This window comes from Nostoc sp. (assembly GCF_036917315.1).
In the GTDB taxonomy this organism is placed as follows: domain Bacteria; phylum Cyanobacteriota; class Cyanobacteriia; order Cyanobacteriales; family Nostocaceae; genus Nostoc.
Genome location: NZ_JBALDR010000048.1, coordinates 289,163 through 315,630, shown reverse-complemented (window position 1 = coordinate 315,630; position 26,468 = coordinate 289,163). Strand labels below are relative to the sequence as shown.

At 41.8% G+C, this 26,468-nt stretch carries 22 protein-coding genes and 4 pseudogenes; 11 read left to right on the top strand and 15 right to left on the bottom strand.

Going from position 1 to position 26,468, the window contains the following annotated elements; translation table 11 throughout:
• Positions 1–375: 375 nt before the first annotated feature.
• The 3 genes from V7K84_RS22645 to V7K84_RS22635 form a co-directional block, all read right to left on the bottom strand.
• A complete protein-coding gene (locus V7K84_RS22645) occupies positions 376–1,260 on the bottom strand; it encodes an aspartoacylase (RefSeq protein ID WP_334841336.1) in 885 nt (294 codons plus the stop codon).
• Positions 1,257–2,312, bottom strand: a complete 1,056-nt coding sequence (locus V7K84_RS22640; protein WP_334841334.1) for a glutathione S-transferase family protein — start codon at positions 2,310–2,312, stop codon at positions 1,257–1,259. The genes V7K84_RS22645 and V7K84_RS22640 overlap by 4 nt, the downstream gene beginning before the upstream one ends.
• Before the next feature lie 163 nt (positions 2,313–2,475).
• Positions 2,476–5,058, bottom strand: coding sequence for a BsuBI/PstI family type II restriction endonuclease (locus V7K84_RS22635; protein ID WP_334841497.1), 2,583 nt, complete (start codon positions 5,056–5,058; stop codon positions 2,476–2,478).
• A 118-nt stretch (positions 5,059–5,176) separates the two neighbouring features.
• Here V7K84_RS22635 and V7K84_RS22630 point away from each other — a divergent pair.
• Positions 5,177–5,476 (top strand): annotated as a pseudogene (locus tag V7K84_RS22630) (D-glycerate dehydrogenase); the annotation flags it as partial.
• Here the strand turns inward: V7K84_RS22630 and V7K84_RS22625 are convergent.
• Positions 5,471–5,686: a hypothetical protein gene (locus V7K84_RS22625; RefSeq protein WP_334841332.1), complete on the bottom strand. Its 216-nt coding sequence runs from the start codon at positions 5,684–5,686 to the stop codon at positions 5,471–5,473. The pseudogene V7K84_RS22630 and the gene V7K84_RS22625 sit on opposite strands and share 6 nt — an antisense overlap.
• Before the next feature lie 99 nt (positions 5,687–5,785).
• On the opposite strand from V7K84_RS22625, the pseudogene V7K84_RS22620 reads away from it, so the two are divergent.
• The 5 genes and pseudogenes from V7K84_RS22620 to V7K84_RS22595 form a co-directional block, all read left to right on the top strand.
• Positions 5,786–5,878: pseudogene (locus V7K84_RS22620) on the top strand (transposase family protein); the annotation flags it as partial.
• A 251-nt stretch (positions 5,879–6,129) separates the two neighbouring features.
• A complete protein-coding gene (locus V7K84_RS22615) occupies positions 6,130–7,170 on the top strand; it encodes a helix-turn-helix transcriptional regulator (RefSeq protein ID WP_334841331.1) in 1,041 nt (346 codons plus the stop codon).
• 104 nt (positions 7,171–7,274) lie between these two features.
• Complete coding sequence (locus tag V7K84_RS22610; protein ID WP_334841329.1) at positions 7,275–10,043, top strand: TonB-dependent siderophore receptor; 2,769 nt, start codon at positions 7,275–7,277, stop codon at positions 10,041–10,043.
• Between the two features lie 145 nt (positions 10,044–10,188).
• Positions 10,189–11,168 (top strand): annotated as a pseudogene (locus V7K84_RS34315) (ABC transporter substrate-binding protein).
• A gap of 167 nt (positions 11,169–11,335) precedes the next feature.
• Positions 11,336–12,244, top strand: a complete 909-nt coding sequence (locus V7K84_RS22595; RefSeq protein WP_334841325.1) for an ABC transporter ATP-binding protein — start codon at positions 11,336–11,338, stop codon at positions 12,242–12,244.
• Between the two features lie 219 nt (positions 12,245–12,463).
• Here the strand turns inward: V7K84_RS22595 and V7K84_RS22590 are convergent, their stop codons facing one another.
• The 6 genes and pseudogenes from V7K84_RS22590 to V7K84_RS22565 form a co-directional block, all read right to left on the bottom strand.
• Complete coding sequence (locus tag V7K84_RS22590; RefSeq protein ID WP_334841324.1) at positions 12,464–12,613, bottom strand: hypothetical protein; 150 nt, start codon at positions 12,611–12,613, stop codon at positions 12,464–12,466.
• Positions 12,614–12,735: 122 nt separating this feature from the next.
• Complete coding sequence (locus tag V7K84_RS22585; RefSeq protein ID WP_334841323.1) at positions 12,736–13,743, bottom strand: aldo/keto reductase; 1,008 nt, start codon at positions 13,741–13,743, stop codon at positions 12,736–12,738.
• Positions 13,740–15,137 carry a tetratricopeptide repeat protein gene (locus V7K84_RS22580; RefSeq protein WP_334841322.1) on the bottom strand — a complete coding sequence of 466 codons (1,398 nt, stop codon included), beginning with the start codon at positions 15,135–15,137 and terminating at the stop codon, positions 13,740–13,742. The genes V7K84_RS22585 and V7K84_RS22580 overlap by 4 nt, the downstream gene beginning before the upstream one ends.
• 533 nt (positions 15,138–15,670) lie before the next feature.
• Positions 15,671–16,690: an isopenicillin N synthase family dioxygenase gene (locus V7K84_RS22575; protein ID WP_334841321.1), complete on the bottom strand. Its 1,020-nt coding sequence runs from the start codon at positions 16,688–16,690 to the stop codon at positions 15,671–15,673.
• 89 nt (positions 16,691–16,779) lie between these two features.
• Positions 16,780–16,983: pseudogene (locus V7K84_RS22570) on the bottom strand (AIPR family protein); the annotation flags it as partial.
• A gap of 132 nt (positions 16,984–17,115) precedes the next feature.
• Positions 17,116–17,532 carry a hypothetical protein gene (locus tag V7K84_RS22565; protein WP_334841319.1) on the bottom strand — a complete coding sequence of 139 codons (417 nt, stop codon included), beginning with the start codon at positions 17,530–17,532 and terminating at the stop codon, positions 17,116–17,118.
• Between the two features lie 381 nt (positions 17,533–17,913).
• Between V7K84_RS22565 and V7K84_RS22560 the strand changes: the two genes are divergently transcribed.
• Positions 17,914–18,174, top strand: a complete 261-nt coding sequence (locus tag V7K84_RS22560) for an antibiotic biosynthesis monooxygenase family protein (RefSeq protein ID WP_334841317.1) — start codon at positions 17,914–17,916, stop codon at positions 18,172–18,174.
• Positions 18,175–18,411: 237 nt separating this feature from the next.
• Here the strand turns inward: V7K84_RS22560 and V7K84_RS22555 are convergent, their stop codons facing one another.
• The gene (locus tag V7K84_RS22555; RefSeq protein WP_334841315.1) at positions 18,412–19,764 is read right to left on the bottom strand and encodes an energy transducer TonB; all 1,353 of its coding nucleotides are present in this window, start codon (positions 19,762–19,764) and stop codon (positions 18,412–18,414) included.
• A 123-nt stretch (positions 19,765–19,887) separates the two neighbouring features.
• Here V7K84_RS22555 and V7K84_RS22550 point away from each other — a divergent pair, with 123 nt between their 5' ends.
• The 3 genes from V7K84_RS22550 (at position 19,888) to V7K84_RS22540 (ending at position 21,931) form a co-directional block, all read left to right on the top strand.
• A complete protein-coding gene (locus tag V7K84_RS22550) occupies positions 19,888–20,277 on the top strand; it encodes a VOC family protein (RefSeq protein ID WP_334841313.1) in 390 nt (129 codons plus the stop codon).
• Between the two features lie 341 nt (positions 20,278–20,618).
• Complete coding sequence (locus tag V7K84_RS22545) at positions 20,619–20,996, top strand: VOC family protein (RefSeq protein ID WP_334841312.1); 378 nt, start codon at positions 20,619–20,621, stop codon at positions 20,994–20,996.
• Positions 20,997–21,547: 551 nt separating this feature from the next.
• On the top strand, positions 21,548–21,931 hold the full coding sequence (locus V7K84_RS22540; RefSeq protein WP_334841310.1) for a DUF2795 domain-containing protein: 384 nt from the start codon (positions 21,548–21,550) through the stop codon (positions 21,929–21,931).
• A gap of 263 nt (positions 21,932–22,194) precedes the next feature.
• Here the strand turns inward: V7K84_RS22540 and V7K84_RS22530 are convergent, their stop codons facing one another.
• Both V7K84_RS22530 and V7K84_RS22525 read right to left on the bottom strand, forming a co-directional pair.
• Positions 22,195–23,076, bottom strand: coding sequence for an aldo/keto reductase family oxidoreductase (locus V7K84_RS22530; RefSeq protein WP_334841309.1), 882 nt, complete (start codon positions 23,074–23,076; stop codon positions 22,195–22,197).
• Between the two features lie 130 nt (positions 23,077–23,206).
• Positions 23,207–24,166 carry a quinone oxidoreductase family protein gene (locus V7K84_RS22525; RefSeq protein WP_334841308.1) on the bottom strand — a complete coding sequence of 320 codons (960 nt, stop codon included), beginning with the start codon at positions 24,164–24,166 and terminating at the stop codon, positions 23,207–23,209.
• Between the two features lie 175 nt (positions 24,167–24,341).
• Between V7K84_RS22525 and V7K84_RS22520 the strand changes: the two genes are divergently transcribed.
• Complete coding sequence (locus tag V7K84_RS22520) at positions 24,342–25,253, top strand: AraC family transcriptional regulator (protein ID WP_334841307.1); 912 nt, start codon at positions 24,342–24,344, stop codon at positions 25,251–25,253.
• A 173-nt stretch (positions 25,254–25,426) separates the two neighbouring features.
• On the opposite strand, the gene V7K84_RS22515 is transcribed toward V7K84_RS22520, so the two are convergent.
• Together V7K84_RS22515 and V7K84_RS22510 are read right to left on the bottom strand one after the other, a co-directional pair.
• Positions 25,427–25,915: a TIGR00725 family protein gene (locus V7K84_RS22515; RefSeq protein WP_334841305.1), complete on the bottom strand. Its 489-nt coding sequence runs from the start codon at positions 25,913–25,915 to the stop codon at positions 25,427–25,429.
• Positions 25,916–26,039: 124 nt separating this feature from the next.
• Positions 26,040–26,315 (bottom strand): UBP-type zinc finger domain-containing protein, encoded by a 276-nt coding sequence (locus tag V7K84_RS22510; protein ID WP_084227073.1) that lies wholly within the window; start codon positions 26,313–26,315, stop codon positions 26,040–26,042.
• Between the last annotated feature and the right edge of the window lie 153 nt (positions 26,316–26,468).

Here is a 26,468-nt window from a genome sequence, read left to right as displayed (position 1 = left end):
CCCGGATCTTTCTTAACATTTGCGAGAGTATTGACTCAGGTTTTTATAACCCTGATTCGTTCGTTGTTCATTCTCAATAAAAACGCAGTTTTAGCGAGAAGATTAAAAGCGAATTTGTCAAGTATACCTAAATTCTCAATGTCTAAGAAGGTTATAGAACATGGGTTTCAAGATTGTAAAGAAAGATGTGGGTAAAGCATAGCCGCTTGCGGGGAGGGGTTGGGGGTGGGGTGTAATGACTGTGGGAATCATAACTAATTATGCGGACATGATATGAGGGAATAAAAAACAGCTTTGTTTTTCGAGAGGGGTTGGGGGGATTAAAAGTCTGTGGAGCCACTCTAAAAGACTTGTGTGTACTTTGTAATCCACATCCTAGATGTTGATTTGCTGCCTCTGAGTTAAACACATGGCAATTCCCTTTTCGTAGTAAGCTGCCTCATTAATAAAAATTGGCCAAACAGTAGATGCACCTTCATAAACAATTGTTTTATCGTCAAAAGTTATAAAAATTGGATCTCCTGGGTTTAAGGCTTGATAATCCTTATCCTGAAGCTCTGGATGAATCATTCCAAAGATTGTACCATCCGGTTTTTTTGGGTAGTCTACAACTGATAGATGGTCATAGAGAATCAACGTTTCATTATTTGATGGAATTTTACCCTGGTTAAACTGTTCTAAATAGTCCAGAAGGGCGCGAATAAGTTCCTCTGTTTGTTGGAACAGCGTTGCTTTTAAAAGTCCTTGGGCAATTGGGCCAACCTCGAACGCAAAGCCTAATTCGCAGAGAGAATTTACAAATGGGTTTTCTGCAATTGATTTAAAAGAGCAGCGATAAAGCTTAACTAAAGGATTAATCTGGCTCAGATAAGCAGCCAATTTTAAATTTAAGGGATGACTGTTATCAAGAATAATTGTCAGACCCATATTAGCTGTACTGCTGTGTAAGTCTAAGATGAAATCAGCTTGTTTATCCCCATTTGATGCTAACGTATTCTGGATTAGTTTAGCTTGCAACTCTTCGTAACTATTCAGAGTCGGATCTTGTAAATCTTGCTTGAGAAAACAGCGATTTAAATCTTTCTCTACATATCGTCTCCCGGCGGCAAAAGCATGAGGATTTGCCAACAGAGTGACTGTCTCAAAACTCGGTCTAGTAATTAAATCGGGAAACTGGGCAAATTTTTGGACTAGGTAGGCTCCTGTAAATTCATTGCCATGAGTTCCACCGACAATTGCAACTCGATTAATCTGGTTCATGAAGCATTCACTTTGCCAATGCGATCGCGATCGTGTGGTTGATTAAGATAAGACATATCAGGGCCATTGGGGATAATTCCACCGGGGTTGAGTGGAAATAGGTTTCCGTAGTAGTCCCGCTTCACAGTTTCTACGTCGCAAGTGTCAGCCACACCCGGAAGCTGATACAAATCACGCAGATAAGCTCCGAGATTTTGATAGTCTCGAATTCGCTGCTTATTGCATTTAAACAGCCCATAGTAGGCACTATCAAACCGAAATAAGGTTGTGAATAACCGCACATCTGCAAGTGTCAGATGTTCACCGCAGAGATAGCGATTAGTCTGCAATGAAAGTTCAATCTCATCGAGAGTTGCGAACAGTTCGTTACAGGCTTGATTGTATGCCTCTTGAGTCTGGGCAAAACCGCAGCGATACACACCGTTATTTACCGCGTGATAAATCTTTTCATTCCACCAGTCAATTTTCTCTTTAAGTTCTTCTGGGTAAAGATTTAACGTCGGATTGTTGGCGAACTCATTAAACTCAGAGTTCAGCATGACGATAATCTCTGAACTCTCATTATTGACGATGGTTTTTGTTTGGTTATCCCATAGTACTGGAACTGTAGAGCGTCCACTGTAGCCGGGTTCTGCCTTCTGATAAAATTCAGCCAGCGTGCGACAACCTTCTTCTTCTTCGTTGAATATCCAACCGCCTTCAATGGGAGAAGGAGAGACGATACACACTGATATTACCGCGTCGAGTTTTTTGAGCGATCGCACAACCAAAGTTCGATGCGCCCAAGGACAACCCAGCCCAACATAGAGTTTGTAGCGCCCCGTTGCTGGTGGGTGGGGATTCCCTTCATCTGTGCCGATGAATTTGCGAAAGTGGCTATTAGGACGAATATATGCTCCCGACTGATTGCGAGGAGCAAGATTTGACATCATTATCTGCCACATAGTCGTCCAGACAAACTTTCCTAACCAGATAATCAGCTTGGGAGGAAGCGACTTACCTTTTTTCTTGGGGAGCTTTTTCTCGTCATCCATTGGAGTTGAGTTAGTCATGGCGACAATTTTGCTTTGGGAGCGATCGACGTACCTTCAGATTTCTTACTTTAACTCTACTACGCTTTGCATGAACTATTGGATCTATATGACAATATTGTTGATAGCGATATCGCTTTAAAGACAACTTATAAGCTAGCGATCGCTTCTTTTTAAGAATAGTTTATTTAGTTTCAGAGTCTCTATCCACTTTGTAAGCCTGTAATAAATATTCTCCATTGAAGTGAATCAGATGAGTAGAATCTTCCGCAACCCAAACATCGGTTTCCCAAGCAATTTCAGCCAAATACTCCACCATCGCTTTCCGACTTAAAAAGGTTGTTACCATTACAAGGGGAATTTTTATATCAACAAAGATAACTTCAAGTTCTTTCTTCCGTTTAGGGTTAATTGGCCCATGAGAAGTTACAGCTTCAATTAAAACTAGCCAATCATTTTTTAGATGATGGATAATCACATCAGGCATTTTACCATGAGAATCGATAGTAACACCTAAATCTCTCAATGCCACTTCATTAAAATGCGCGAATTTTTCATCTGTATCACCAACATAAATCAGTTTTCCTCCAGGTGTAAAACGTTCTGCAAAGTCTTTAATAATCTTTTCGATTAAAATATTCTGTCCACCTGGCGATAGAGTTTTCACCTCTCCTTCAATCACTATAGGAATACGCGATAGTTCCCGCTCCTGAGCATATCGTTTTTTCAAAGTTTCAACTGAAGTAAGGTAAGTATGAATACTCTTATTCCATTCAGTAGTTCCATAAGTACGTAAGAGTTCAAGCGTACTTTCTTCAATCTGATATACTGTTTTTGGACTGTTAACGGGGCGTTCAGGTGCATCTGGATTTACAATTATCAAAGCCGCATCTAAGAATTGATGGACTGTTTGGCGGCGAACAGTTTCCCGTGTATTAGGTTTATATGTTTTGCCATAGTGCAGTGCCATAAATTCCATCATTGGCGTAATTCCGATTAGGGGAGATGCAGCAGTTTCCCAAGAATCTGTTGGCTTTAAGTTAAGTATAGCCAGCAGAGTTAAGGCTGAACGTTCATTAAGTTGTGCCCGTGGAAGTCCAAGTTCAATTAGAATTTGGAGTGCTTCATCAATAGGGGTTTTAATTATTAAGGGGTTGTTTTCAGACTGATTGCTCATACTCAGTAACTCTTTTTGCAAAAGTCGATCGATTTCTTTCTGTGATGGAAAATACTCAGTAATATATAGCCCTATGGTCATTAATTGTGCTATTGTCGGATATTTTAAATTTCGTAAATCGGTTGCATTAACTTGAGTATGTCCATTAAACAACCGAAAAAATGCGTCAACGAGGCTAGAGTTCAGATAAGCAGCAAGACCACGTGCTAGGGTAAGATTAAGGCCTCTTCCGTCCTTGTGAAAATAATTCAGGTGGTTTTCAAAACCTACCCAAGAACAATTAATTTGGTTGGCATCATACACAACGGCAACAACTCGTTTTTTTTCTTCTTTGGAGGAGAATCGTTTAGTCAAAACATAATGTTCATTTGGTACTAAAAGAGATACAGTTTCTTCTGCATATACCAGAGCTTGGTGCTTTTTCGTTACCTTGGGATACTCAACATATCCATCTGAAAAATTCAATGGATAAATCAAGGGAACAGTATTTTTGTTTGGCATTAGACACAGATATTCCTTAGCACGGAAATCTACAACCCGTCCCGTTGATACAGTTAATTCTAGGTCTTTTAATGTGTAGGTAAAATTAGCCATTTTTTCAATGACCTGCTGACTTAATATATCGGGGATAATGTGGATAAATTGTTGCGAGTCGTTGGGAATAACTATCTCTGTATAAGCTAAGGAATTTGACAGAATAAAATCATCATCAGCATTTGAACTGGTACTGATGGTTACATTGTCAAATTTTGGTTTTTGTTTGACAGCATGGATGATAATCGTTTCCTGCAAAACTTCATCATCACTAAAAGCTTCCTGTCTGGAATCAAAAAGATGTATCTGGTCTAAAGCCATAATTTCCAAAAACATTCTGCGGAAGTCTCTAAAATATGGCCCATTACAGAAACTACGCGGCGAAATAGCTACAAGCTCTCCTTTTGATTCAAGAAGCTGAACTGTAGCAGCGATAAAACCTGTATATAGATTGCTGGTTTCTAATCCTATAGAACGTAACAAATCACGAACTTTGGAATGAGCATTAATTTTTAAATAGGGGGGATTGAGAATAGCGTGGGTAAATCTGCAATTGTCAGGATTATCGAACAAACTAGGGCTAATAAGTCTGACTGCATCCTCAATAAAATCCGTATTCCGAATCTCATAATTTAAAGAGATCCCAGCTGTTTGACATTCTCGATCGCATAATTTCAATGTCTGATGCAAATACCCAATCAGAAAAGGATCGATTTCATAGGCAACAATAAATAAATTTGCTGGACGTTGTTGGCTCTGACAAAGTTTAGCTACAAAGGCTGCAAGTAATGAGCCAACTCCTGCTCCAGCATCAAGTAAAGATATTTGAGGACGATCGAATTTGCCAAACATCCCAACCATTAATTCTGCGACTGGAACAGGTGTCAAAAATTGGCCCAGTTTTCCTTTTTGCTTTCGATCCTGTTTCAAGGTTGCAGCAATCCTCAGAAAGTCTACTTCACCAAGTAAGTTTCTGTCAGAACATTTTGACAAGCTTTTGAATTCTAACGGCTTGTGATGATTGTCTGTAGACTTTCTACTGCTTGATTGGAACATCACGGCTCATTTTCACAGAATAAAAACCAACTTTATCAGGTTTTGAATTTACGCCATGATATTTTAAGGAGAAACTGATGCAAGAAGCGTCCCTTTATCCAAAAATTATTTTAAAACTATGCTTCAGGCTAAAGTCTTCATTACTCGTCGCCTACCCATAGAATTAGAGCAACTGCGATCGCTTGCCATTGTCGAAGTTTGGCCAGAACGACAACCCCCTCCATACGAAATTTTACTAGAAAAAGTCAAGGAAATAGATGGATTGCTATGTCTGCTGACTGACCAAATCGATCGGCAACTCATCGAGTCAGGGAAACTCAAAGTCATCAGTCAAATGGCTGTGGGTTACGATAATATTGATATTGACGCAGCCACGGCACGAAAAATTCCCGTCGGTAATACTCCTGGGGTGTTATCGCATCATTAGAATGCGATCGCGGATCAGAGGCTGAGTCAAAATATTCCAGACAATCTGAACCGTCTGAATTACTCCTTCATCTCTCAGTACCTGAACCGGCTCAAGCAATCTCATTGCACCAATTTGCCGCTGTGTTACTGTTAGCCCTACCTGAGAGAAGGTGTTGATCCAGTCTCGTTCTGGCAGTGGTGCAGCATTCAGACGAGTCACTTGTGTCAGGTCTTGGCGAAGCGATTCTAAATGGTCTTACCAGAACGCAACTTAGAGAGTATTGAAGATTTTACGACTCGTTTTCCATCCGCTCAAGAAGTGATGATTGATGGGACAGAACGCCCGATTCAACGTCCCAAAGACAAACACAAGCAGAAAAGTCATTACTCAGGTAAAAAAAAGCGCCATACTCGCTTTCCACTTAGTGATGACAGACCAAAATAAACGGGTGGCAGTTTCAGGCTTTAATTTGAGAAGTAGGCGATCGCGTACAAATCATGGTGGATCTAAACTCTCGATTAGACATCACACTGATTTTTTGCGAACTTGACGATTTCGTTTCAAAGCATCTTAGAAGTGAGGGAGAGGTTTGGAGAAGTGTTTATAGTATACTTTGCGACTTTTCAAACATCCTCTCATTTTCAAGATAGGTCTATCAAAGCATGACAAAAGTTATTACAACTACAGACTGGAAAGAACTGTGGTCAGAAAGCGAGCAAAATGGCAAAGCTTTCCATAAATCAAAGGGTTTTGAAACTATCCACCAAGGTAATATTCTAGATGTTGGTAATAACTATGAATGCTCGACAGAGTTACGAAGTGGATTATCTCTGACGACAATTGAGCAAGAATTCATTGACGATCTGGTTTGGATTAGAGATAGTTTAGATAATTCTCAATTTGGATTGAGTTTTTTTATCTCAGGAAAAGTAAAAGTTGAACGCCACGGATTAACAGATAAGACTGACGAATCGGTAGGAAAATACTATTTAGAATGTAATAGCGACATCAAAGAAACTGAGTGGTGGAAAGCTGGAGATAAGTATTCACGAATTTATTTGAGAATCGAACCGCAGCAATTTTTTCAAAGTTTTAGCGAGGAAGAGTTAGAACAGATACCAATTTCTATACGCCAAGCTGTGATTAATAGTAAGCTACAGCCCTATTACCATCAAGGGGAAATAACACAACAAATGCGCCTGGTGTTATTTAATATCCTACAGTGTCCCTATCAAGGCTTGATGAAGCGAATGTATCTGGAAAGTAAGGCGGTGGAATTGATTATGCTTCATTTCCAGCAATTTCAGGAGCAGGATATTAACGCTCATAGCTTTCCAGCCAGGGATTTGAGCGATGTTGACAAAATTTACCAAGCCAAGGAAATTTTGCTAGGCAATCTAGAAGATCCACCCAGTTTGATCGAGTTAGCACGGCAAGTAGGACTAAATGACTTCAAATTGAAGCGTGGGTTTCGTCAAGTTTTTGGGACATCTGCGTTTAAATATTTGCACGACTATCGACTCGAAAAAGCAAGACAACTTTTAGTCTTAGGGGAAATGAAGGTTGAAGAAGTGGCATTTAGGGTAGGTTTTGATAGTCGCAGCTACTTTGCATCAGCTTTCCGCAAAAAGTTCGGCTTGAACCCCAAACAATACTTTCACATCGCGAAAAATCCCTCTAGCGTTCAGAAAAAATCCCTCTAGCGTTCAAATAAAAAATCTGAATCCCGTATTATACATACACCGCTAATTTTATTAGGAAATTTTCTTAATACTGCCAAGTGCTGTGAGGGAGTCTAGGTAAATAAATGAAGTTAGATAAATTTTTTCAAAGCTTGCTGCTGATAGGTACAGCTATTGTTTTTATTAGCAATCCTGCTAGAAGTGAGGAAGTACGAGAGGAAACTCAAGGTGAATTTTATACCACGATATTAGGAAAATCTATATTTAACGATCCGATTTTAGTTCTTGATAAGGAATTTGTAATCAGCAAATCTCCAGTATTTGCTTCCAGTAACAGGAAGCCTCGACATTTTCAGTCTCAAATTGCAAGTTCTCTGCAAAGGGGAAAGTTAAATGAATCAAGTAAAAAGATTCCTCAACAGAACCAGATTAAGCAGATTTCCCAGAGTGCAGCATTATTTGTACAGTTGCCAGCACCAAATAACCCTCACTCTGTCCCAGCGGGCGAAGTTATACAAGTAACAGGAGTCCAAGCTAATCCTACGGATAAAGGTGTAGAGGTCATTTTACAGACAACTCTTGGGCAACAGTTGCAAATCACAAATCGCAGTGCTGATAAGAACTTTATCGCTGACATTCCTAATGCTCAACTGCGTTTATCTAATGGTGATGCGTTCACATTTCGCTCTCAAAAACCAGTTGCGGGTATTACTGAAATAATAGTCACCAATCTGGATGCCAATACTATCCGGGTGACAATCACCGGTGAGGCTCTTTTGCCAACAGTTGAGTTATTTGACAGTGATGAGGGTTTAATTTTTGGGTTAACACCTGCTGCAACTGCAATGCAGCCACCACAACAGCCTAAGCCGGAGAAGCCTCTCAGTGAAACACCCCAAAAGGAACCATCAGTGCAAACTGATGAGCCGATTGAGTTGGTGGTAACGGGAGAGCAAGATGATGGATACCGCGTACCTGATGCTACCACTGGCACAAGATTAGATATTCCTCTTCTGGAAACTCCTGCTTCTATTGGGGTGATTACCAGAGAGTTGATTGAAGATATCGCTCCCAAGCGGGGAGAAGATTTGATTCCCTTTGTTCCTGGCGTTACTAGAGGAACGGGAGGAGGAGATGCCCAGGGAGGAAATATTCCCGAATTCACAATTCGTGGCTTTAGCGTTGCGCGACAAACTTACATAAATGGTTTGCGAGACAATCAACGTTTTTTGGTACGCGATTTGGCAAACATCGATCGCATTGAAATTCTCAAAGGACTCTCTTCTTTACTCTACGGCACTGGTACGCCTGGAGGATTGGTTAATTATGTCACCAAGAAACCACAAGCAATACCAAGTAACGCTATTACCTTTCAAGCAGGCAGTTTTAACTCCTATCGTGGGGAAGTCGATTTTACAGGGCCCCTTAATACTGATAAGACACTGCTTTATCGTCTGGTAGCGGCAGTACAAGATGCAGACTCTTTTTACGCAAATGTAGAAGATAATCGCATTCTTATTGCTCCTTCGATTACTTGGTTGCCTGCTAACGGTAGTTCTTTAACAGTTGAAACAGAGTATTACCAGCAACAACAAAATTTTAATTCCGGGATTAAATTCTTTAACAATGAATTTCTTTACGATCGCAGTTACGTCGATCCGCGCGATCGCGGTCAGCGCGATAATTATCGTGTGAGTGCTTACTTTGACCAGCCTTTAGGTAAGAACTGGTCGCTCAGTTTAAACGGTCAATATTTAGACACTTACAGAGACTTGTTTGTTCTTTCTGCCTTTAGATTTAACGGAAATACACTCCAGTACCTCTACAGAAATCCACTTACAGAAAGCTACACTCAACTCAACCTACGGAGTGAGGTGCGAGGCAATTTTCAAATAGGAGCATCTGACCACAAGCTATTGGCAGGTGTGGAATACAGCAGATTCCGCGCTGATTTGACTGGAAATACCAGAAATATCTTTTTCGGTAGTATTGATGTTTTTAATCCTACCTTTGGCGAACCACTGCCAACTGATTTGGCTCCTGGTAAGCAGCCTTCTAGCAACACAGATTATGGCATATACGTCCAGGATTTTATCACTCTGGGAAGGTTTCGCATTCTGGCTGGTCTACGCTACGGCTGGTTTGATGCAGAGTTTAATAATCTAAACACTCAAAATGCAACTTTCCTTTCTCCGACGCTGGGATTGGTCTATAAACTCACGGATTCTGCGTCAGTCTATGCTAGTTTTAGCCAATCGACAGAACCACAATCTGGCAGACTAGCAGGTGGTGGATTAATCGATCCCAAATCTGCCACCCAGTACGAAGTCGGTGCCAAAGCAAACTTTCTCAACAACAAACTCAGCGTGACTGCTGCCCTCTTCAACTTGACTCAAACCAATATTGCAGAAACTGACTTCAACAATCCTGATTTCAGCATTCTCCTTGGTGAGGTTCGCAGTCGCGGCTTGGAACTGCAAGTGGGAGGTAAGATGACAGATAACTTGAGCTTGATTGCTGCCTACACATTGTTAGATGCTCAGATTACGAAAAATACCACAGGGCAGGAAGGCAATACGCTTGTTAACTCTCCATCCAACAGTTTTGGCTTATATGCCAAGTATGATTTTACCAAAGGTGGTTTGAGAGGACTTAGCCTCAACAGTGGTCTAGTCTATGTGGGTGAGAGAGAGGGCGATAATGCTAATTCCTTTGATGTTCCTAGCTACGTGCGTGTAGACTTGGCAGCTTCATACAAGTTGGAAAATCTCACATTTCGCTTGGGAATTGAGAACCTATTTGACACGAGATATGTCACCTCTACGGTGAATGCTGCTAACGTGTTTCAAGGCTCACCCTTGGCGGTTACTGGTTCAATTTCATACCAGTTTTAACTTGATAATTCAGCTTTGAAGTCTAGAGTATGGAATGTGGAGAAGGACTTCTGTATTCAATCAACCTAATCATAAATCCTCTCTTTCGCAGATTCTCAAATTTCTCAAATGTACCAATGAGGATTAAAAAGATATATTCCTCCCAATGAAAATATTTTTAGGTCGCCTTATCTATCTATTGTTTTTAGGAGTATTGACGTTCGTACTTGTTTCGGCTTGTGGTAAAAACGTCAATCAGAGCGATCAAAGCTGGAAACAGTCAGTTAAAGAATGCCGAGTAGTGCTGCACGCAATGGGAAAAACTTGTGTTCCTAATAATTCTAAACGTCTTGTGGTATTAAATCCGGCTGCTTTAGGGAATGCGATTAGCCTTGGTATTCAGCCTGTTGGAAGTATTTTAGAGTACAATCATCAGTTTCCTGCTTATCTGAAAGGTAAAACACAGGGGATAGAGCCATTAGGCGACTGGTCACAGCCTAGCATAGAACGTATCGCGCTACTTAAGCCTGATGTCATTATTAGCTGGAAGCATAATCATGAATCAATTTATCCTCAGCTATCCAATATCGCTCCCACCGTTTTATATGACTGGAGAAGTAACAATAACCTGCAAGGCAATTGGAAAGAGTATTTTAATTTTATGGCTGAGGTATTAAGCAGAAAAAAATTGGGCAGCAGGTTTGGCAACACTATAATCAACGTATTGAAAAACTAAAGACTGCATTAGGCGATTACTACAAGCATAAAAAGATTTCTTTTGTCAACTTTTGTTGTGGTGGCATGAATAGCGAAGTAAAAAACTCATTCATTGGCTCTGTTTTAAGCGATGCTGGATTACAACGCCCACCATCACAAGACTTTAACCCACGAGGATTCATTAGTTTTTCTGAAGAGGAATTAGAAAAGGCAGATGGTGATGTTATGTTTGTCATTGCTTATGGAGGTAATGAAAGTGGTGAGCATAATTTAAGCATTCTTCAGAAAAAACCGCTTTGGTACAAGCTGAAAGCTGTTCAAAAAAATCGTGTTTATTATGTAGATCCGACAATCTGGAGAGCGCGAACTCCGCTTGCGGCTGATGCAATAATCGATGATTTATTTAAATACCTTGTCAACACACCTTAAGCTCAAATTTCTCACCATATTTAAAATATGAGCAATTACCTTAAATAACCGAGTGTTGTATTTTTTAACTTTTTTAAATTGCTATTTTTGCACAATTAAATTTATATTGATCGATGAAAATTTTAGCTAATTATCATTAACTATTTTCTCACAAGTTAGCATTTACCATGAAAGATTTGCAAGTATCTAAAAACCATCCATTATTACGTTTGTTACTCTATGCCAGAGACTACCACTCTCAAGTATGGAGTGCTGTAATTTTTACCATAATCAATAAAATCTTCGACCTAGCGCCATCCTATTTAATTGCCCAAACTATAGATGTCGTGGTGGAAAAAGAAAATTCCCTAATTGCCAAAATCGGCATAACCAACATCATTGGACAACTGGCAATACTATCATTATTAGCATTATTCATTTGGAGTTCGGAGTCGCTATTTGAATTTTTATATACTCGCCTGTGGCGTAATTTAGCTCAAACCATCCAGCACGAACTGCGTCTTGATGCCTATAGCCATTTACAAGAACTAGAACTGAGCTACTTTGAGGAACACTCTACAGGCACACTCCTATCAATTTTAAATGATGATATCAATCAATTAGAACGCTTTCTCGATTCTGGGGCTGCGGAAATTCTGCAATTTATCACCACAGTTTTAGTTGTCGGCGGCTCATTTACTTTTATCGCTCCTAACGGAGCGTGGTTAGCAATACTACCCATACCCTTGATTTTCTGGGGTTCATTAGCATTCCAAAAACGACTAGCTCTGCGTTATGCAGATGTCCGAGACAAAGCTGGATTCATCAATAGCCGTTTAGCTAATAACCTCTCAGGGATTGCCACAATTAAGAGTTTCACTGCTGAAACCTACGAACAAGGTCGTGTTCTCTCTGAAAGTGAAGCTTATCGTCGCAGTAATCGTGAAGCTATCACTGTTTCTGCTGCGTTTTTCCCGGTGATTCGATTCATAGTTGTACTAGGTTTCATCGCTACGGTGTTTTTTGGTGGTATTTCAGTGGCGAATAATCAGTTAACTGTAGGAAACTATAGTTTCATAGTGCTTGTATTTATGTGATGGATCGAGGTCAAATTGTCGAGCAGGGTAAACATGAGGACTTAGTAGCACTTGATGGGATTTATGCCAATCTGTGGCGCGTACAGTCTGGGATTCATTAATACTTCCTTTTAACAATACTTCGGACAGAATCAGGCAAGTATCACATCTAAAAATAGGTTCCAAGGGATGATTATCATCTACTATTACCGTTGTTTTTATACACGTTAAGCCATCCGTTCAATGAGGCGGGAATAATCCGTTCGGCGCAAGTGTTTTCGCACAGCGATCGCTAATCGTTGCAGGAGACTTAGAAATGGTCAAGGTAGAAGTAAATAAACCAGAAAGCGATCGCCAAGTCATCCGCGAATTAATTGGGCGGGATTGCAATGAGTAAACTGCACATTTTGCAATGGGGTACAACAGGCAGAGGTGCAAACGAGAAAACTTACTGCAACTTTTCCCTTGCTCCCCTGCTTTTCTTCCCCATTCCCAAATAACAGATATTGCTATCAGCGACTGGCAGAGGTGGTTGGGTACTGATGTCCTAAGATGGCATGTGGCGTGTAAGGTTCTTCCAAGAATTTACGCTCTTGATCGGAAAGTTTCAAATCTAAAGCCTCAACTGCTTCTTTGAGATGCTCTATCTTGCTAGCACCAACGATTGGAGCCGTCACGCCTGGTTGATGCAATAACCAAGCTAAGGCAATTTGTGCTGGTTTCACGCCGCGTTTTTGCGCTAATTCTACGACACGATCGACTATTTGAAAATCTGAATTTTGATAGTAGAGATTGTGGGCGAATTCGTCGGTTTTTGCGCGCACGGTTTGACCATAGTCTTCTTTGCTGCGATTTCCAGCCAGAAAACCACGCGCTAAAGGACTCCAAGGAATGATCCCAATTCCTTGATCTAGAGATAAAGGTATGATCTCTCTCTCTTCTTCTCGATAAACTAAATTGTAGTGATTTTGGATAGATATAAAGCGACTCCAACCGTGTTTGTCAGCCGTGTAAAGGGCTTTGGCAAACTGCCATGCATAAACACTGGAGATTCCTAAGTAACGAACTTTTCCTGATTTGACTACATCATGCAGCGCCTCTAGGGTTTCCTCTATGGGCGTTTCGTAGTCCCAGCGGTGAATTTGGTACAAATCGACGTAATCTGTTTGTAAACGCCGTAATGAGGCATCAATGCCATCAAAAATATGCTTACGAGACAGTCCCCGGTCATTGGGACCATCACCAATTTTATTGTATACTTTAGTAGCAATAACTACTTGATCTCTTTTGGCAAAGTCTTTGAGCGCCCGTCCCAGAATTTCTTCACTCGCACCTAATGAATAAACATCGGCGGTGTCAAAGAAGTTAATGCCCAATTCCAAAGCTAATTTAATAAACGGGCGACTTTCTTCTTCTTCTAGTACCCATTCGCGCCATTTCCGAGAACCATAAGTCATAGTACCCAGAGTCAAGCGTGATACTTTTAATCCACTTTTTCCGAGATTTACGTATGTCGTCATACTGTTTGCTCTACTTTTTGATAACGTTGTGATAGTTCTAATGCAAATTGAGAAGCTCGATCTGCTTCATCGCTGCGTCCTAGCTGGCTATAGGTATTAGCCAATTCCCTCTGAATCACTGGAATATTGCCACGAGATGCATTGCGATGCACTAGTACATTCAAGGTTTTGTGATACTGCCGATCGCGAATTAGTGCATCAAGATAAATTTGCTCAAATAAATCTCGTTGAGCATGAGATCCACCTGTGGAGTATAAATCAGGTAACACTGCCTCTAGTTGAGCGATTGCAGATTTCCAATCCCCACGAGCATGAGCAATCATCCTCTTAGCCGCTGGCACTGCAACCTCTACCCAAGTTCGCCGCGCATAGGGTAAGACGTTTTCTCCATGAGTTTGCATACTCTCTAACATCTCTACCGCCCAGTCATCTTTATCGCCCCGTACCAATGCATAGATATATTGCAAATCCAGGAAGGCAAGAGCGTGTTCGTGTATTCGTGGTTGCAGGTAAGCAGCAAGTTCCTGCCACCGCGAACCGATGTCTACACTGCGTAACTCTAGACGTAGTAACAAGGCAATCGCGTTAATCTGTTCGCGTCCATTGTCTTTTTTGGCACGTCCCCAAATGCGCCTGTCATATATCTCTAGTACTTTGGCAAAATTCTCAATATCCAAATAGTATAAAGATGTATGCCACCAAAGATGTCCATAAAAAGCCGAGCTACTATATTCCCAAGTGTCGCTCAGATTTTCCATTAAGCTAATTCCTTCTTCTAAACGTCCAAGAGTTTCTAATACATGAGCAACTGCGTGGTGTGCCCAACGGTTATCTCGTTTTAGAGCGATCGCAATTCGTCCATATTCTTCTGCTTCTGCTAAACGATGGCACTCTTCTAGCCCAAAGGCCAGCATCCCATACATATAGGGGTTGTCACGATTGGCAGCGAAAACTTTTTCAGCAATCAGTAGCATTCCCTGACTATTACCAAAATTTCGATAGTGGTATTGGGCTAGATGTACCGAGGCTAAATCGCGGGGAAAGGCAATGGCGAGCGCTTCATGATGAGCGATCGCTTGAGCAATGTCTCGGTTTGCCCATGCTTCAATTGCCGCAACGTAAAGTTTTTCGCGAACGTTCGCTCTTTTCAGGTAAGATTTTGCCACCTTGAGATGAGATTTGGCCTTGGTTAAGGCAACAGAACCACCAGCAAATAAATAAAAGGCGGCAACTTGAGCATTGGCGATCGCACAAGTCGGATCTGCCTCAACTGCTTTAAGAATCACTTGGGCATCGTTACCAACACCCAATAATTGATCGACAAAGCTATTGATGGCATCTACCACTGCTGATGAGTCGGTAGTAATTTCTAGTTCAGATGCATCTTTTACCATTGATTTTTCCAGAGCACTGCACAGCGACAAACATTACTTTGCAAAAGCTAGGCTATAAACTACTGTAACTCAATCGCGTTACTGGAGTTAATTTTGATTAGTATTAATTTTTTTCAGAAGTTGTCGAAGTAGCGCTAACGAGTGGCATCCCAACTAGGTCGACGGTCGAGAGCAGAATGGTACGAAGACTCATGTGAAACCTAATGAGGGTAAGGTATTGGGTGTTGAGTGTAGTGTTTAAGACAATTGAATGCGAGGTACCTCAACGAGTTCAACATCTTCTTAATTCCCCACACCCAAAGCTGCAACCCCACACCCAAAAACCAGGAATAACAGGGATTTACGCTTATTAAGCGTGCCATTCGGTCGAGAGCATTTGACGATACTGCAATAAGTCCGGTCTGCGATCTTTACTGTGTCCTTTGTGCAGCAACGGTGGCGGTAATGCTTGCTCAACTTGCTGACGATCCGTTTGGAGGTTAGTAACTTTTACTTAGCATTGGCTCAACGTTGTGCTATCCATGTACAGCATTTTAAAACACTGTTTGGCGCAGTTCTGGAAATACTTTGGAGACTTTCTTCAGAAGATAATCGCCATAAGTCCCGCGAAATTCGTGGACACTAGCTTTATCCCAGCGATCGCTTCGATCGTCATTCACTACTATGCCGCTGGGTTCAATAGGTTTGACTTCAATGTTGAAATTGGGATCAAAAAAGAATGGAAATGACAAGCGACTACTTGTCGATCGGTTCTGAACGCGGTGGGGTGTTGAGCGATACAGTCCTCGTGTCATACGATCGAGCATATCACCAATGTTGCATACAAATGAACCAGGAATAGGAGGTGCATCTATCCAACCAGACTTTAATTTGACTTGTAATCCACCGACATTATCTTGTTTTAGTATAGTTAATACTCCATAATCTGTATGTTCGCCAACGCCCCATTTAGATTCAGATAATGATGAATTAGGAGGGTAATTGAAAATCCGAAATAATATCAATGGGTTTTTTGTATAACGGTCTGAAAAGTAGGACTTTTCTAACCCCAAACTTAGAGCTATACCAGCCATTAGGGTGTGTCCAAGTCTGGTCATTGAGTCTATATAATCCAGCACTGTCTCCCTAAATTGGGGAATATTGGATGGAAAAAGATTTCGACCGTGCATTGGCACACCAGTTTTCACAAGTGGGTGGTCTGATTCTAGTTCTGTACCGAAGTAAATACCTTCTTTTAAGTCCGGTCTACCTGATGTCAACTCATTACCCACGGGGAAATATCCCCGCCATGCTTTACCACCAAGAGCCATACGAATCTTCAGTTTTGTTTCTACATCTTGCGCGAAAAACTGTTGGCTGAGATGTTCCAACTGCTTTTGTAGTTGTTCATCAACTCCATGCCCGACGATATAGAAGAAACCGTAATTTTGGCAAGCTTGTCTAATTTGGTCTGCAATTACATCAGAATAGTTGCTAGTTTGAGAAACCAATGGACTAATATCAATGACGGGAACTTCTGAAAACTCTTTATCCACAACTTGCAAGATTGTCATACTCTGTTTTTTTAGTCGTGCGTAGATTAATAACTAGACTACATAATAAATAGTATGTAATCGAACTGGTATGCGATATTCCGTCACAACTAACGCCCTTTTCTACCTTGTGTCACTTTCGATTCTGATTCTTGCTTACTGGAGTTAACCATTTGCATCAAGTGTTGATTGAGATAACTTTGCGCTGATATATACAAACTTTCCCAAATCTCTTGATTGCGGCTGATTTTTGTACCGACTGTATTTCCGGCTGTTTTCTCCGACACCAAGTATTTGCGGAAATAGTTAGTCCATTTTGACACTTACCTGATTGTTTGTTAGTCTTGATGCTGCCGTTTTAACGCTATCTAAATGTTCTGTGGTAGGTGGACTTGAAAGTAATATTGTATATCTGACATTCATAACTAACAGTTATCAAAATTTACTTAATCTAAGTACAATGCTGAACTTTGAAATGCCTCTTCTGGTGTTCCATAAAAAGTACCATTGTTAAATACGCTAGGTTCATATTTTTCATTACTATAGGTGTAAAAAGCCTTCGTCCATTTCTCTTCATTTCCTTTGTAGCGTAATCGACACAGATGAATTGGTATATTCTTGGCTCTCTCTATATATTCTGAGCGTGTTATTTTAAACATTGATAGGTCATAACTATCTGGTAAAAATGGTTCTTTATAAGCATCTATGTAACAGAAATATCCCTTAAAACGGACATCAATACGTGTGTATTTCCCCGCATAATGCTGCTCTGCATAGGCTAATATTCGTTGCTTTGTTCTCTGTTTGACTTGCTCAGGGATTTTTACCCCTCCTGAATGTGGATCGTTTACCCATCCTCTCATGATTCGCTCCTTGGGCAATACTGAGGCTGATGTTATACTGCAACGGCAAAGATTACAAATCTCAACTTTTTGCAATTCTTATCATTAGCTCTACTTTTCCTAGCAGATTCCACAGACTTTCCACAGCTATTTCTGCTGTTTTCCACAGTTGTTTTACAAAATAATCGGCTTCTGTTCACTCACTAATGATTTTGTCGTGACTATAGGCATAAGTCTATCTTACTGAGTTATCGTTAAGTAACGTAAAGAAAACCTACTTTTAACCCCAGCTTTCACGTAATTATTTATTTTTTATATATTTCTTTTTAACATTTTGCAACATTGACAAACTGAGCCAATCAGCACAAAATAAATCGACTAGCCTTTGCCGCCTGTTCCATTTTGAGCATCAACTGTATAAAACTTGGAATCAAAAAAATTCAATCAATTCCTGTTAATCTAGGAGCGCAAGTATTTCGTCGTACTAATGGCACAATTACAAAGTTTACTGTCATCTCTTATTGGCAGTCACGCGATGCTATTCGTGCCTTTGCTGGCAATGATATAGAACAAGTACACCCTCTGCTCAAAGATAACCAGTATCTGATTGAACCCGAAACGAAGGTTAAACATTTTGATGTTTTGCTAGATCGGCGTCAATAATTTTTAATTAGATTCTTAAATTAGCAATTTCCCGAAATCAAGTTAATTATTATGTCTTTAAAACTCAAATAAATAATTAATAATAACATTATCCATGAGTGATTTTGCCATTTTTGCCAAAATTTTTGTAGGCTCTTATTTGGACAAAGGTATTGATTATTAATATTTATTTAGCGATCCAGAGGTACAGATATACTACTCGTTCTGCCTGCCAGCGAAAACTCTGTTTGCCTGTTGTTAGCCACCATCCCTTGATAAATTTAGCTCGCCATAAACGTTGATACTAAATGTAAATTCGATATCAATGTAATTCTTGGTATATCCTGTGGGCAAAGGCGCAAAAGGTGCAGCTCGCTGTATAGCATTGAGTGCTACTTCATCAGTTACATTAAATCCAGAGGTTTGTACAATATTGAGATTGCTAACTTGACCTGAACGGTTAATAGTAAAGTTAAGCACCGTTCGCCGATTAGACTGGCTCATTCCTGGTAGCCACTGCTGTTGAACGCGTTGCTTTAGTTTATTTAAGTAAGAGGTGAGGTCTAAATCTTGACTGCTAGCATCAACACCAGAAGTCCCAATGCGATCGCGGTTGGAATTAGGCACAGATGCCAGTTGATCGCCGCGATAATTCTGACTAGATACACCCACAGTACCACCCAACAAACTTGCTGCACCTGTTTTTAGAGATGACTGAGCTTGAATCGGTGTTTGCCCACTGAATCCAACTCTCGACTGCCTTAACTTCTTCGGACTCCTGGGTACTGGTAGTGTCGTAGCTCTTTCAAGTGCTGTTTTTCCCAATTGGGCTGGCTGTGGGCTAGTCACTGGTGCTACTGCAATTTTCTTAGAATTAGGTACTTGTGCCGTGGTTGAAGGTGCTGAAGGTATTTGTTTTGGGTTGAGTACTAAAGGTGTTGTCAAAGGCGCTGTTTTCAAAAGCGGAACTGGCTGTGGTCTAGTCACTGGTGCTACTGCAATTTTCTTAGAATTAGGTACTTGCGCTGTGGTTGCAGGTACTGAAGGTATTTGCTTTGGGTTGGGTGCTGTTTTCAAAAATGGAGCTGGTAGTGGTGTGGTCATTGGTGCTACTGCAATTTTTTGAGAGTTAGGTACTTGTGTCTCGCTTGCAGATGCTGATGCCGTTTTTGGAGATTTGAGTTGCGGTTGTTGACCAGATCGATTTGGTAATTCCGTTTTCTTCTGCTGCCGTCCTGTCTGGAATACCTTGAGAGGAGATGAGGCTGTTAAGTCAAAAGAACGCTCGTTATCGGCTTTCTGTCCTGCCAGATTCCCTGACTTCACCCCCAAAACAGGTCTTTCTGGTAAAGCTTTACCACCGGCAAGAGAATTTTTGGTAGCCCGGAATGAGGAAGGAGGAGTTATGTCTGTTTTCTGAGGAGGAACTTCAACTATCTCGATTGGAATCTCTTGGCTAATTTCTTGCTTCGGCTCATGCATCAAAACTCTGTACCAATATTTGCTCCCCACTAAAAAAATAGAGTGTAGCAGGATAGAAGTAAATACACCTTGGAGCATATCGAGAGGGCGCACACTCCGATGGTAGAGAAATTTATCAGATGAAGCCATGTGATTGTACTTTCTTTAATAGCATCCTCAGCAGTCTATTTATAGAGTACAAGTTTCTGTTATTTTCGGTTCTCTATAATTCCTCGCACAAGGGCATCAAGGAGAAATTTAAGCGACTGCAATGTGTTCATATCTGTCAGTTCCCCATTTGCGTTTAGTTTTTTACCAACAAACGGGATAGTTGCTGACCCACCTTTAACAAGATTTGCGGCTAAGGGCATCGTACAAATTTATCTGGCTTTGTTGTCTGTTCTTACTCGGATCTTGCATCACAAGGATTTAGCATCATTAACTATTTTGAGATCGGCGGGAATCAAAGTCAGTCAACCCAAACGGTATCCCGAATATCATCCTGAGTATTACGCAATATTTTTTGACGATCCAGACGGAATCAGACTGGAAATCGTCGCCAAAACATCTGCTCGTCAAGCATTGGAGTTGCGGTGGGACGAATTGAAAGAATTTCTTAATCCTCTGCAAACATTGCCCAAAAGTGAGTTTCATAACGCCTAATAAAGTTTATCCCCGGCGTTGCTGACTAGATATATGAATCTTGAGACTTCTTGCAGAAGTAGGGGAAAGGGTAAGGGGTAAAGAGGAAAGGGATGGAACTACAACTGGCAACCTCCGACATCTAATAAGCTGTATGAAGTTATACAGTTTATATTTCAGTAGTGGATAACACCTTACTGTGGCTGAAGTTTTGCTGGAGTGCCTAGACGTAAAAGGGCGGCTTTTAGAGTAAAAGTACACGAGCAAAACTAAACTACTATTAATTGGTAAGTTTGCAGTATATTGCGCTAAAAAGCTTATAATAGCCATATTGCAAAAGTTCTGGATTAGCACAGTAGAATATGACATTGAAAAACACTTTTGGTGAATATAGTTTTGTCACTAAACTAGACGTTACTAATCTCGAAGCTAGTGCCGAGTGGTACAAGTCCAAGCTTGGGTTAGTTCCTGAAGAAAAATATGACACACCTAACTGGAAACAGTTTAGTTTTCCTGATATTCCACGCTTTGCAATCGGATTGAACTTGAGTGACTCAGTTGAACCAGGTAATACTGTTAGTACCTTTATTGTCAATGATATAGTTACTGCTCGTCAAAGCCTGACAGAAAAAGGAGTCTCAGTTGGGCCAATTACAGATGTCGGTCATGGAGTGCAATTATCCACTTTCAAGGATATTGACGGAAATTTGTTAGGGCTTAGGCAAAATCCGCAGTCTTAACCTGGATTTACACCTAAATCGCGGAATTAGGCAGGTATATGATTTGATTTGCAATTTAACCTAACTGTCTTAGTGGGGATCAGTCTAAAAAGCTTGTAAAACGAATCTTGACCCAAGATTGACCACCAACTCCCCACTCATGACTCCAATAGTCCACCTCAGTAGGACTTTAGGTAATCAAAGGAGGAGGTGGAATTAACAGTAACTTAATCTCCTCTTAAATTAACAATGTACTATGTAGAAGTTGCTTTTCTTGGAAAAAATTAAATTAAGAAAAACTAAAGTGGTTAAAGATTGTTTAAGGATAACTACATCAGTTATGCAGGTTAGTCACTTCTCTTCATAGAAGTGGAATTAATGGCATACTAAACCGGAAAAATCGAAGAAAGATTAATATAACTGATTGCAAATATCTAAAATACAGAATAAGGTGTGTATGGGCTACATTTTCTTCAACCTACTACTCTGCATAGTTGTGCAAGTTGACTTTTACTGATTTTTTTCACCTTCTTCACTGAATCCACAGCGTCAAGACCATAAAGAGATTTATTATGGCTAAACTGAATCCAGTACAGCTACAAAAAAATTTGAACCAAGTTAACTATCCCCTTAGCAAGAAAAACTTGGTTAAGTATGCTGAAGAAAAAGGTATTGACGAGAAAATCCTGCGAATCTTGAAGAAATTGCCTTCAAAACAATATGAAACACTGGCTGATGTAGCCAACTTAATTGATGAAATATTCATTACTAAAATCAGTCCAGTACAATTAAAGAAAAACTTGATTGCAGTTAACTATCCACTCAGCAAAAAAGACTTGGTTAAGTATGCTGAGGAAAAAGGTGTTGATGAGAAAGTCCTGCGAGCCTTGAAATGGTTGCCTTGTAAACAGTATGAAACATTAGCTGATGTAGACAATGCAATCAATCAACAGTGATTGGATCAATACTAGTAGTTCGCCAACCCAAAATTGCTGGGTGGAGGTCGGCAGAGGAGAAGGGGAGCAGGGGAGCAGAGGAGAGGCAAATACCAAGTTCTTTCCCCTCTGCCCCTCTGCCCCTCTGCTAACCACCATGCAAAGTTTCCTTGGCAGACTACTAGTAAAGTCAATACATCTGTATTGGTTAAGGTGCTACTTTCTCCCGAAACTGTTTTCCAGGGGAAAATGCAGGCACTCTGGTAGCTAGGATAGTGATTGGCTCATTCGTTAGGTACAGCGATCGAGTTAAGATCGTTGACTGTTTGAGACGGAAGTTGCAAATCTGCGGCTTTGAGATTCTCGCGCAGATGCTCAACCGATGACGTTCCGGGAATCAGCAGGATGTTAGGCGCTCGCTGAAGCAGCCATGCTAGCGCGACCTGCATTGGTGTCGCCTGAAGAGAGCTTGCAGCGGCATCGAGCTTGGACGATTGCAACGGCGTGAATCCACCGAGCGGAAAGAACGGTACATACGCCACACCGCGCTGTGCAAGGTCGTCGATCAAGGCATCATCTTCGCGATGCGCTAAGTTGTACTGGTTCTGGACACACACAATCTCAGTCATCGCCTGAGCTTCCTCGAACTGTCGGGGAGTAATGTTGCTCAGTCCGAGATGGCGGATGAGTCCCTGACGCTTCAAGTCAACTAGGGTGGTGAGTGGTTCTGCGATCGAGCCTTCGGACGGTGCTTGAGTACCTCCAACTCTGAGATTGACGATATCTAGCGCCTCAAGATCAAGATTTTGCAGGTTATCGTGAACGGCGGCGATCAGCTCTTGCCGCGAGAAGGCAGGTTGCCATGACTTATCCGCCGGACGACGCGCCCCTACCTTAGTGACAATCACCAAATTCTCAGGATAGGGGTGAAGCGCCTGACGAATAATTTGATTGGTGATGTGCGGACCATAAAAATCGCTAGTATCAATGTGATTGACACCGAGGGCGATCGCCTCACGGAGAACCGCAATGGCGGCATCCACGTCACGGGGTGGCCCAAACACTCCTGGCCCCGCGAGTTGCATTGCACCGTAACCCAGACGATTGAGAGCGATCGACGTGTTTGGCAGCGTGAAGCTGCCCCCTAGATTGGTTTGCTGAATCATATTGCTATTTCCTTCGAGTGCTAATTAGTTTTAGTAAAAAGAGTGAAGCCTATTCGATGTCAAAAGGAGGATTATTTCAGGCTGCATTTTCAGCACTCACGAAGATGCTGGTTCAGTCATGCTCGCACTCTTATTCGTCGCTCACACGCAACACGATCTTGCCCAGATAATGCTGTTTCATCGCTGATTGCGCCTGCGCCGCCGCTTCGAGGGGAAACGTCTGCGCGATGTGAACTTGAAACTGGTCGATGCCGATCAATCGGTTGAGTTGATCGAACAACATCGGGTCAGCATTTGCCTTCTTGAGTTCCACACCGTCGGGCGCTTTGGGTTCGGGCATTATGCCGTTAGGAAAAGCAATGATTCCGCCCTGACGCACCAAACTCAGTGTAGATTGAACGTTGTCACTGCCCACTAGCACCAACGCGGCATCGAAGCCATCGGGCGCAAACGCGCGGGCGCGTTGCCCAACGTCGTCGCCGTGTCCGTCCACCGCTTCATCAGCACCCAACTGCTTGACCAACTCCACGCCGTCTGCGCCCGATGCAATGGCAAAAACGCTCGCGCCCATCCGCTTGGCGAGTTGCAGCGCGACGTGACCGACGCCACCGCTCGCGCCCCACAGGATCAATTTGGTTCCGTTGCCCGTCAAGAGCGCCTTCAAATTACTTAACGCCGTCAAACCAGCAATGGGCAATCCGCCTGCCATTAGCATATCAAGACCATCGGGCATCGGCGCGACCGTTTTTTCAGATACGACGACGTATTCTGCATAGCTACCACCCTTGTCGTTCATAAAACTTTGGGCATAAACGCGATCGCCAACGGCGAAACGCTCGACCCCATCGCCGACAGCAGCGATCGTGCCTGCACATTCGCCGCCCAACACACGCGGAAAGTGAACTTCGTTATACACCAGTTCACCTTCACGCTCCATCACGTCCCAGACACCCAATCCGGCGACCTCAACGCGAATCAAAACTTCGCCCGCATCTACCGTAGGTACGGGTAAGGTGTGCAAAGTCAGCTTATCAGATCCGCCAAACTCGTCAACAGCCATTGCTTTCATCGGTTGGGAAGTGGTTTGCATTTCTTAGGTTCTCCGAATCGAACGCTTCTTTGATCGCTACGAGTTCAGCATAAGTTTGAAAAGCTTTTCTTGAAATACACAAACCTCGCTGATGATTGCCTAATTCTCCAAAGCAATCGTTTTAAGTGGTTCTATAATTGTCAAGAGTAAGGCATTGAGCGATCGAGTCCATAGCATGATTAAAATCTCTAATTCTGACGTGATTGCGAATCAGTACCAAGAACTCGCGACCTTGGTAATCAGGCACACCGAGGGTAATGGTTTGCATTCAACTGCGATCGATCAATTGAGCTTTGGGCGCTCCGATGCGATGTCTTCGACAACCTACAGTGTTGATGAACCCCGCTTCACCCTCATCGTTCAAGGCAAGAAAGAAATGTTGCTGGGTGAGGAAACATATCCATACCACGCAGGGCAATATCAAGTCCTTTCGGTTGCTCTACCGATCAGTGGATGTGTAGTTGAGGCAACACCTGACAAGCCCTGTTTAATGCTGAAGTTGAGCTTAGACTTAGTGCAACTGTGTGATTTGGTTGCCCAGATGGGTTTTAGTTCAGCCAAGCAAGAGAACTCTGTCCGAGGTCTATGGGTTAGCAACGCCGATGCTACGTTGATCGAGTGTGTCCTTCGCCTAGTCAAGCTCTTAGAAACACCGCAACACATCCCGATACTAGCACCAATGATGCTGCGTGAACTCTATTACCGTCTGCTTGTCGGCGAACAAAGTAAAGCCGTGCGCCAAATTGCCACATCCGGCAGCAGTATGCATCGCATTGCCTCAGCCATCCAACTGATCGAGGCTGAGTTTAACCAATCGCTGCGGATCGAGGATTTAGCAAACCGGGTCAAGATGTCTGCTTCGTCGTTTCACCAGCATTTTAAGCAAGTGACCTCGATGAGTCCGCTGCAATATCAAAAGCAGCTAAGACTATTGGAAGCACGTCGCCTAATGCTAACTGAAGATTTTGATGCAATTGCTGCTGCTCACCAAGTAGGATATGAAAGTCCCTCACAGTTCAGCCGTGAATATTCTCGAATGTTTGGTGCGCCGCCAATTCAGGACATTCAACGTTTACGTACAGCATAACCCTGTTTTGTCACTCTGAGAAAATAAAAATCAGAGCCGAATTTTCAACTGTATGTATAACGAGCATTTGAGCGTTTATTTTCTAATAGAATGACCCAAATAAAGCTTTTTTGTTAAAAGCCTTATGTCATAGGGATTCTAGATTATTCTCTCGTAAGAGTGATAGAAGAGGGTTAGTATAAAATTCTTTTGGCAGTAGCGATCGCCTGCTCCACACTCTCCACAATATAAACATTTTCTGGCGACAGTTTTTTAAAGAAACGTTTACTTTCTCGATCGTTATTCAACAAAATTACTTGCTTATTTGCTTTCAAAGCTAAAGCAACTTCTGAAGCGGTTCCTGCACCCATACCACAAGCGATTACCACATCACTGGTAAGAACATTAATATTGTTTCTAGAATTGCCCATATCGGTGAAAATAGCAATATCCACCCAAGAGGATATACCATCCTGATTTTCACCTGGAAGGATACCAATAGTTAAACCATCAGCAGATTTTGCACCTTTACTTACTGCATCCATTACCCCTATATTTCTACCACCAGTGAGTAAAACCCATCCTTGTTTGGCAATAAGTTGACCTAGTAGATAAGCATTTTGTAAATCATTTGCTGTCGCATTTTCTCCCCTACCCATAACCCCAATAATAATTCTTCGCATAAAATTTCAGATGACACTGGTTTTGGGCGACAAGTTAAAGCTGTCTCCCTGAAAGGGCAATTGGCTGAGGCGTTGGGAAGATAGCAATCGCGCTCTTAGGGCGGTGAAGCGCGTTTACCTCACTTTAATAGTTTTTTGCCTGCTCATCCAAAAAACACCATAACCACTGTTCTCCTAACTCAGCCGAGCTAATTACTGAATGTCCAGTTTCCTCGTAATGCCGTCGGGCATGTTGATGAACAGAAGAATCACAGCACAACATTTTTCCGCAACTTTGACAAATACGGAGATGCACCCAGCGACTGTTTATTAGGATACACTCTTCACAACGAAAGACTGGGTAGTTTGCTTTAGAAATCAGAGTTTCCGTAGTCAGATTATCTAAATGTTCGCAGCTCATAAGGATTTCAATGATAGGTTAATCAGAGTATAGATTAGTCCAGGGAAACACAGCTAATTTTGTCAGTTAAGCATTAAAGTTCATATCTAAATGACACGCTTGATAAGAGCAAGTCTATTATTTGTAAGGCTTTTGGGTACGAGGTGTAGTAAA

Excerpts from the sequence above, each read along its gene's own strand:
- V7K84_RS22645 (WP_334841336.1), bottom strand. The coding sequence starts at position 1,260 with ATGAACCAGATTAATCGAGTTGCAATTGTCGGTGGAACTCATGGCAAT.
- V7K84_RS22640 (WP_334841334.1), bottom strand. The coding sequence starts at position 2,312 with ATGACTAACTCAACTCCAATGGATGACGAGAAAAAGCTCCCCAAGAAA.
- V7K84_RS22635 (WP_334841497.1), bottom strand. The coding sequence starts at position 5,058 with ATGTTCCAATCAAGCAGTAGAAAGTCTACAGACAATCATCACAAGCCG.
- V7K84_RS22615 (WP_334841331.1), top strand. The coding sequence starts at position 6,130 with ATGACAAAAGTTATTACAACTACAGACTGGAAAGAACTGTGGTCAGAA.
- V7K84_RS22610 (WP_334841329.1), top strand. The coding sequence starts at position 7,275 with ATGAAGTTAGATAAATTTTTTCAAAGCTTGCTGCTGATAGGTACAGCT.
- V7K84_RS22595 (WP_334841325.1), top strand. The coding sequence starts at position 11,336 with ATGAAAGATTTGCAAGTATCTAAAAACCATCCATTATTACGTTTGTTA.
- V7K84_RS22585 (WP_334841323.1), bottom strand. The coding sequence starts at position 13,743 with ATGACGACATACGTAAATCTCGGAAAAAGTGGATTAAAAGTATCACGC.
- V7K84_RS22580 (WP_334841322.1), bottom strand. The coding sequence starts at position 15,137 with ATGGTAAAAGATGCATCTGAACTAGAAATTACTACCGACTCATCAGCA.
- V7K84_RS22575 (WP_334841321.1), bottom strand. The coding sequence starts at position 16,690 with ATGACAATCTTGCAAGTTGTGGATAAAGAGTTTTCAGAAGTTCCCGTC.
- V7K84_RS22565 (WP_334841319.1), bottom strand. The coding sequence starts at position 17,532 with ATGAGAGGATGGGTAAACGATCCACATTCAGGAGGGGTAAAAATCCCT.
- V7K84_RS22555 (WP_334841315.1), bottom strand. The coding sequence starts at position 19,764 with ATGGCTTCATCTGATAAATTTCTCTACCATCGGAGTGTGCGCCCTCTC.
- V7K84_RS22545 (WP_334841312.1), top strand. The coding sequence starts at position 20,619 with ATGACATTGAAAAACACTTTTGGTGAATATAGTTTTGTCACTAAACTA.
- V7K84_RS22540 (WP_334841310.1), top strand. The coding sequence starts at position 21,548 with ATGGCTAAACTGAATCCAGTACAGCTACAAAAAAATTTGAACCAAGTT.
- V7K84_RS22530 (WP_334841309.1), bottom strand. The coding sequence starts at position 23,076 with ATGATTCAGCAAACCAATCTAGGGGGCAGCTTCACGCTGCCAAACACG.
- V7K84_RS22525 (WP_334841308.1), bottom strand. The coding sequence starts at position 24,166 with ATGCAAACCACTTCCCAACCGATGAAAGCAATGGCTGTTGACGAGTTT.
- V7K84_RS22520 (WP_334841307.1), top strand. The coding sequence starts at position 24,342 with ATGATTAAAATCTCTAATTCTGACGTGATTGCGAATCAGTACCAAGAA.
- V7K84_RS22515 (WP_334841305.1), bottom strand. The coding sequence starts at position 25,915 with ATGCGAAGAATTATTATTGGGGTTATGGGTAGGGGAGAAAATGCGACA.
- V7K84_RS22510 (WP_084227073.1), bottom strand. The coding sequence starts at position 26,315 with ATGAGCTGCGAACATTTAGATAATCTGACTACGGAAACTCTGATTTCT.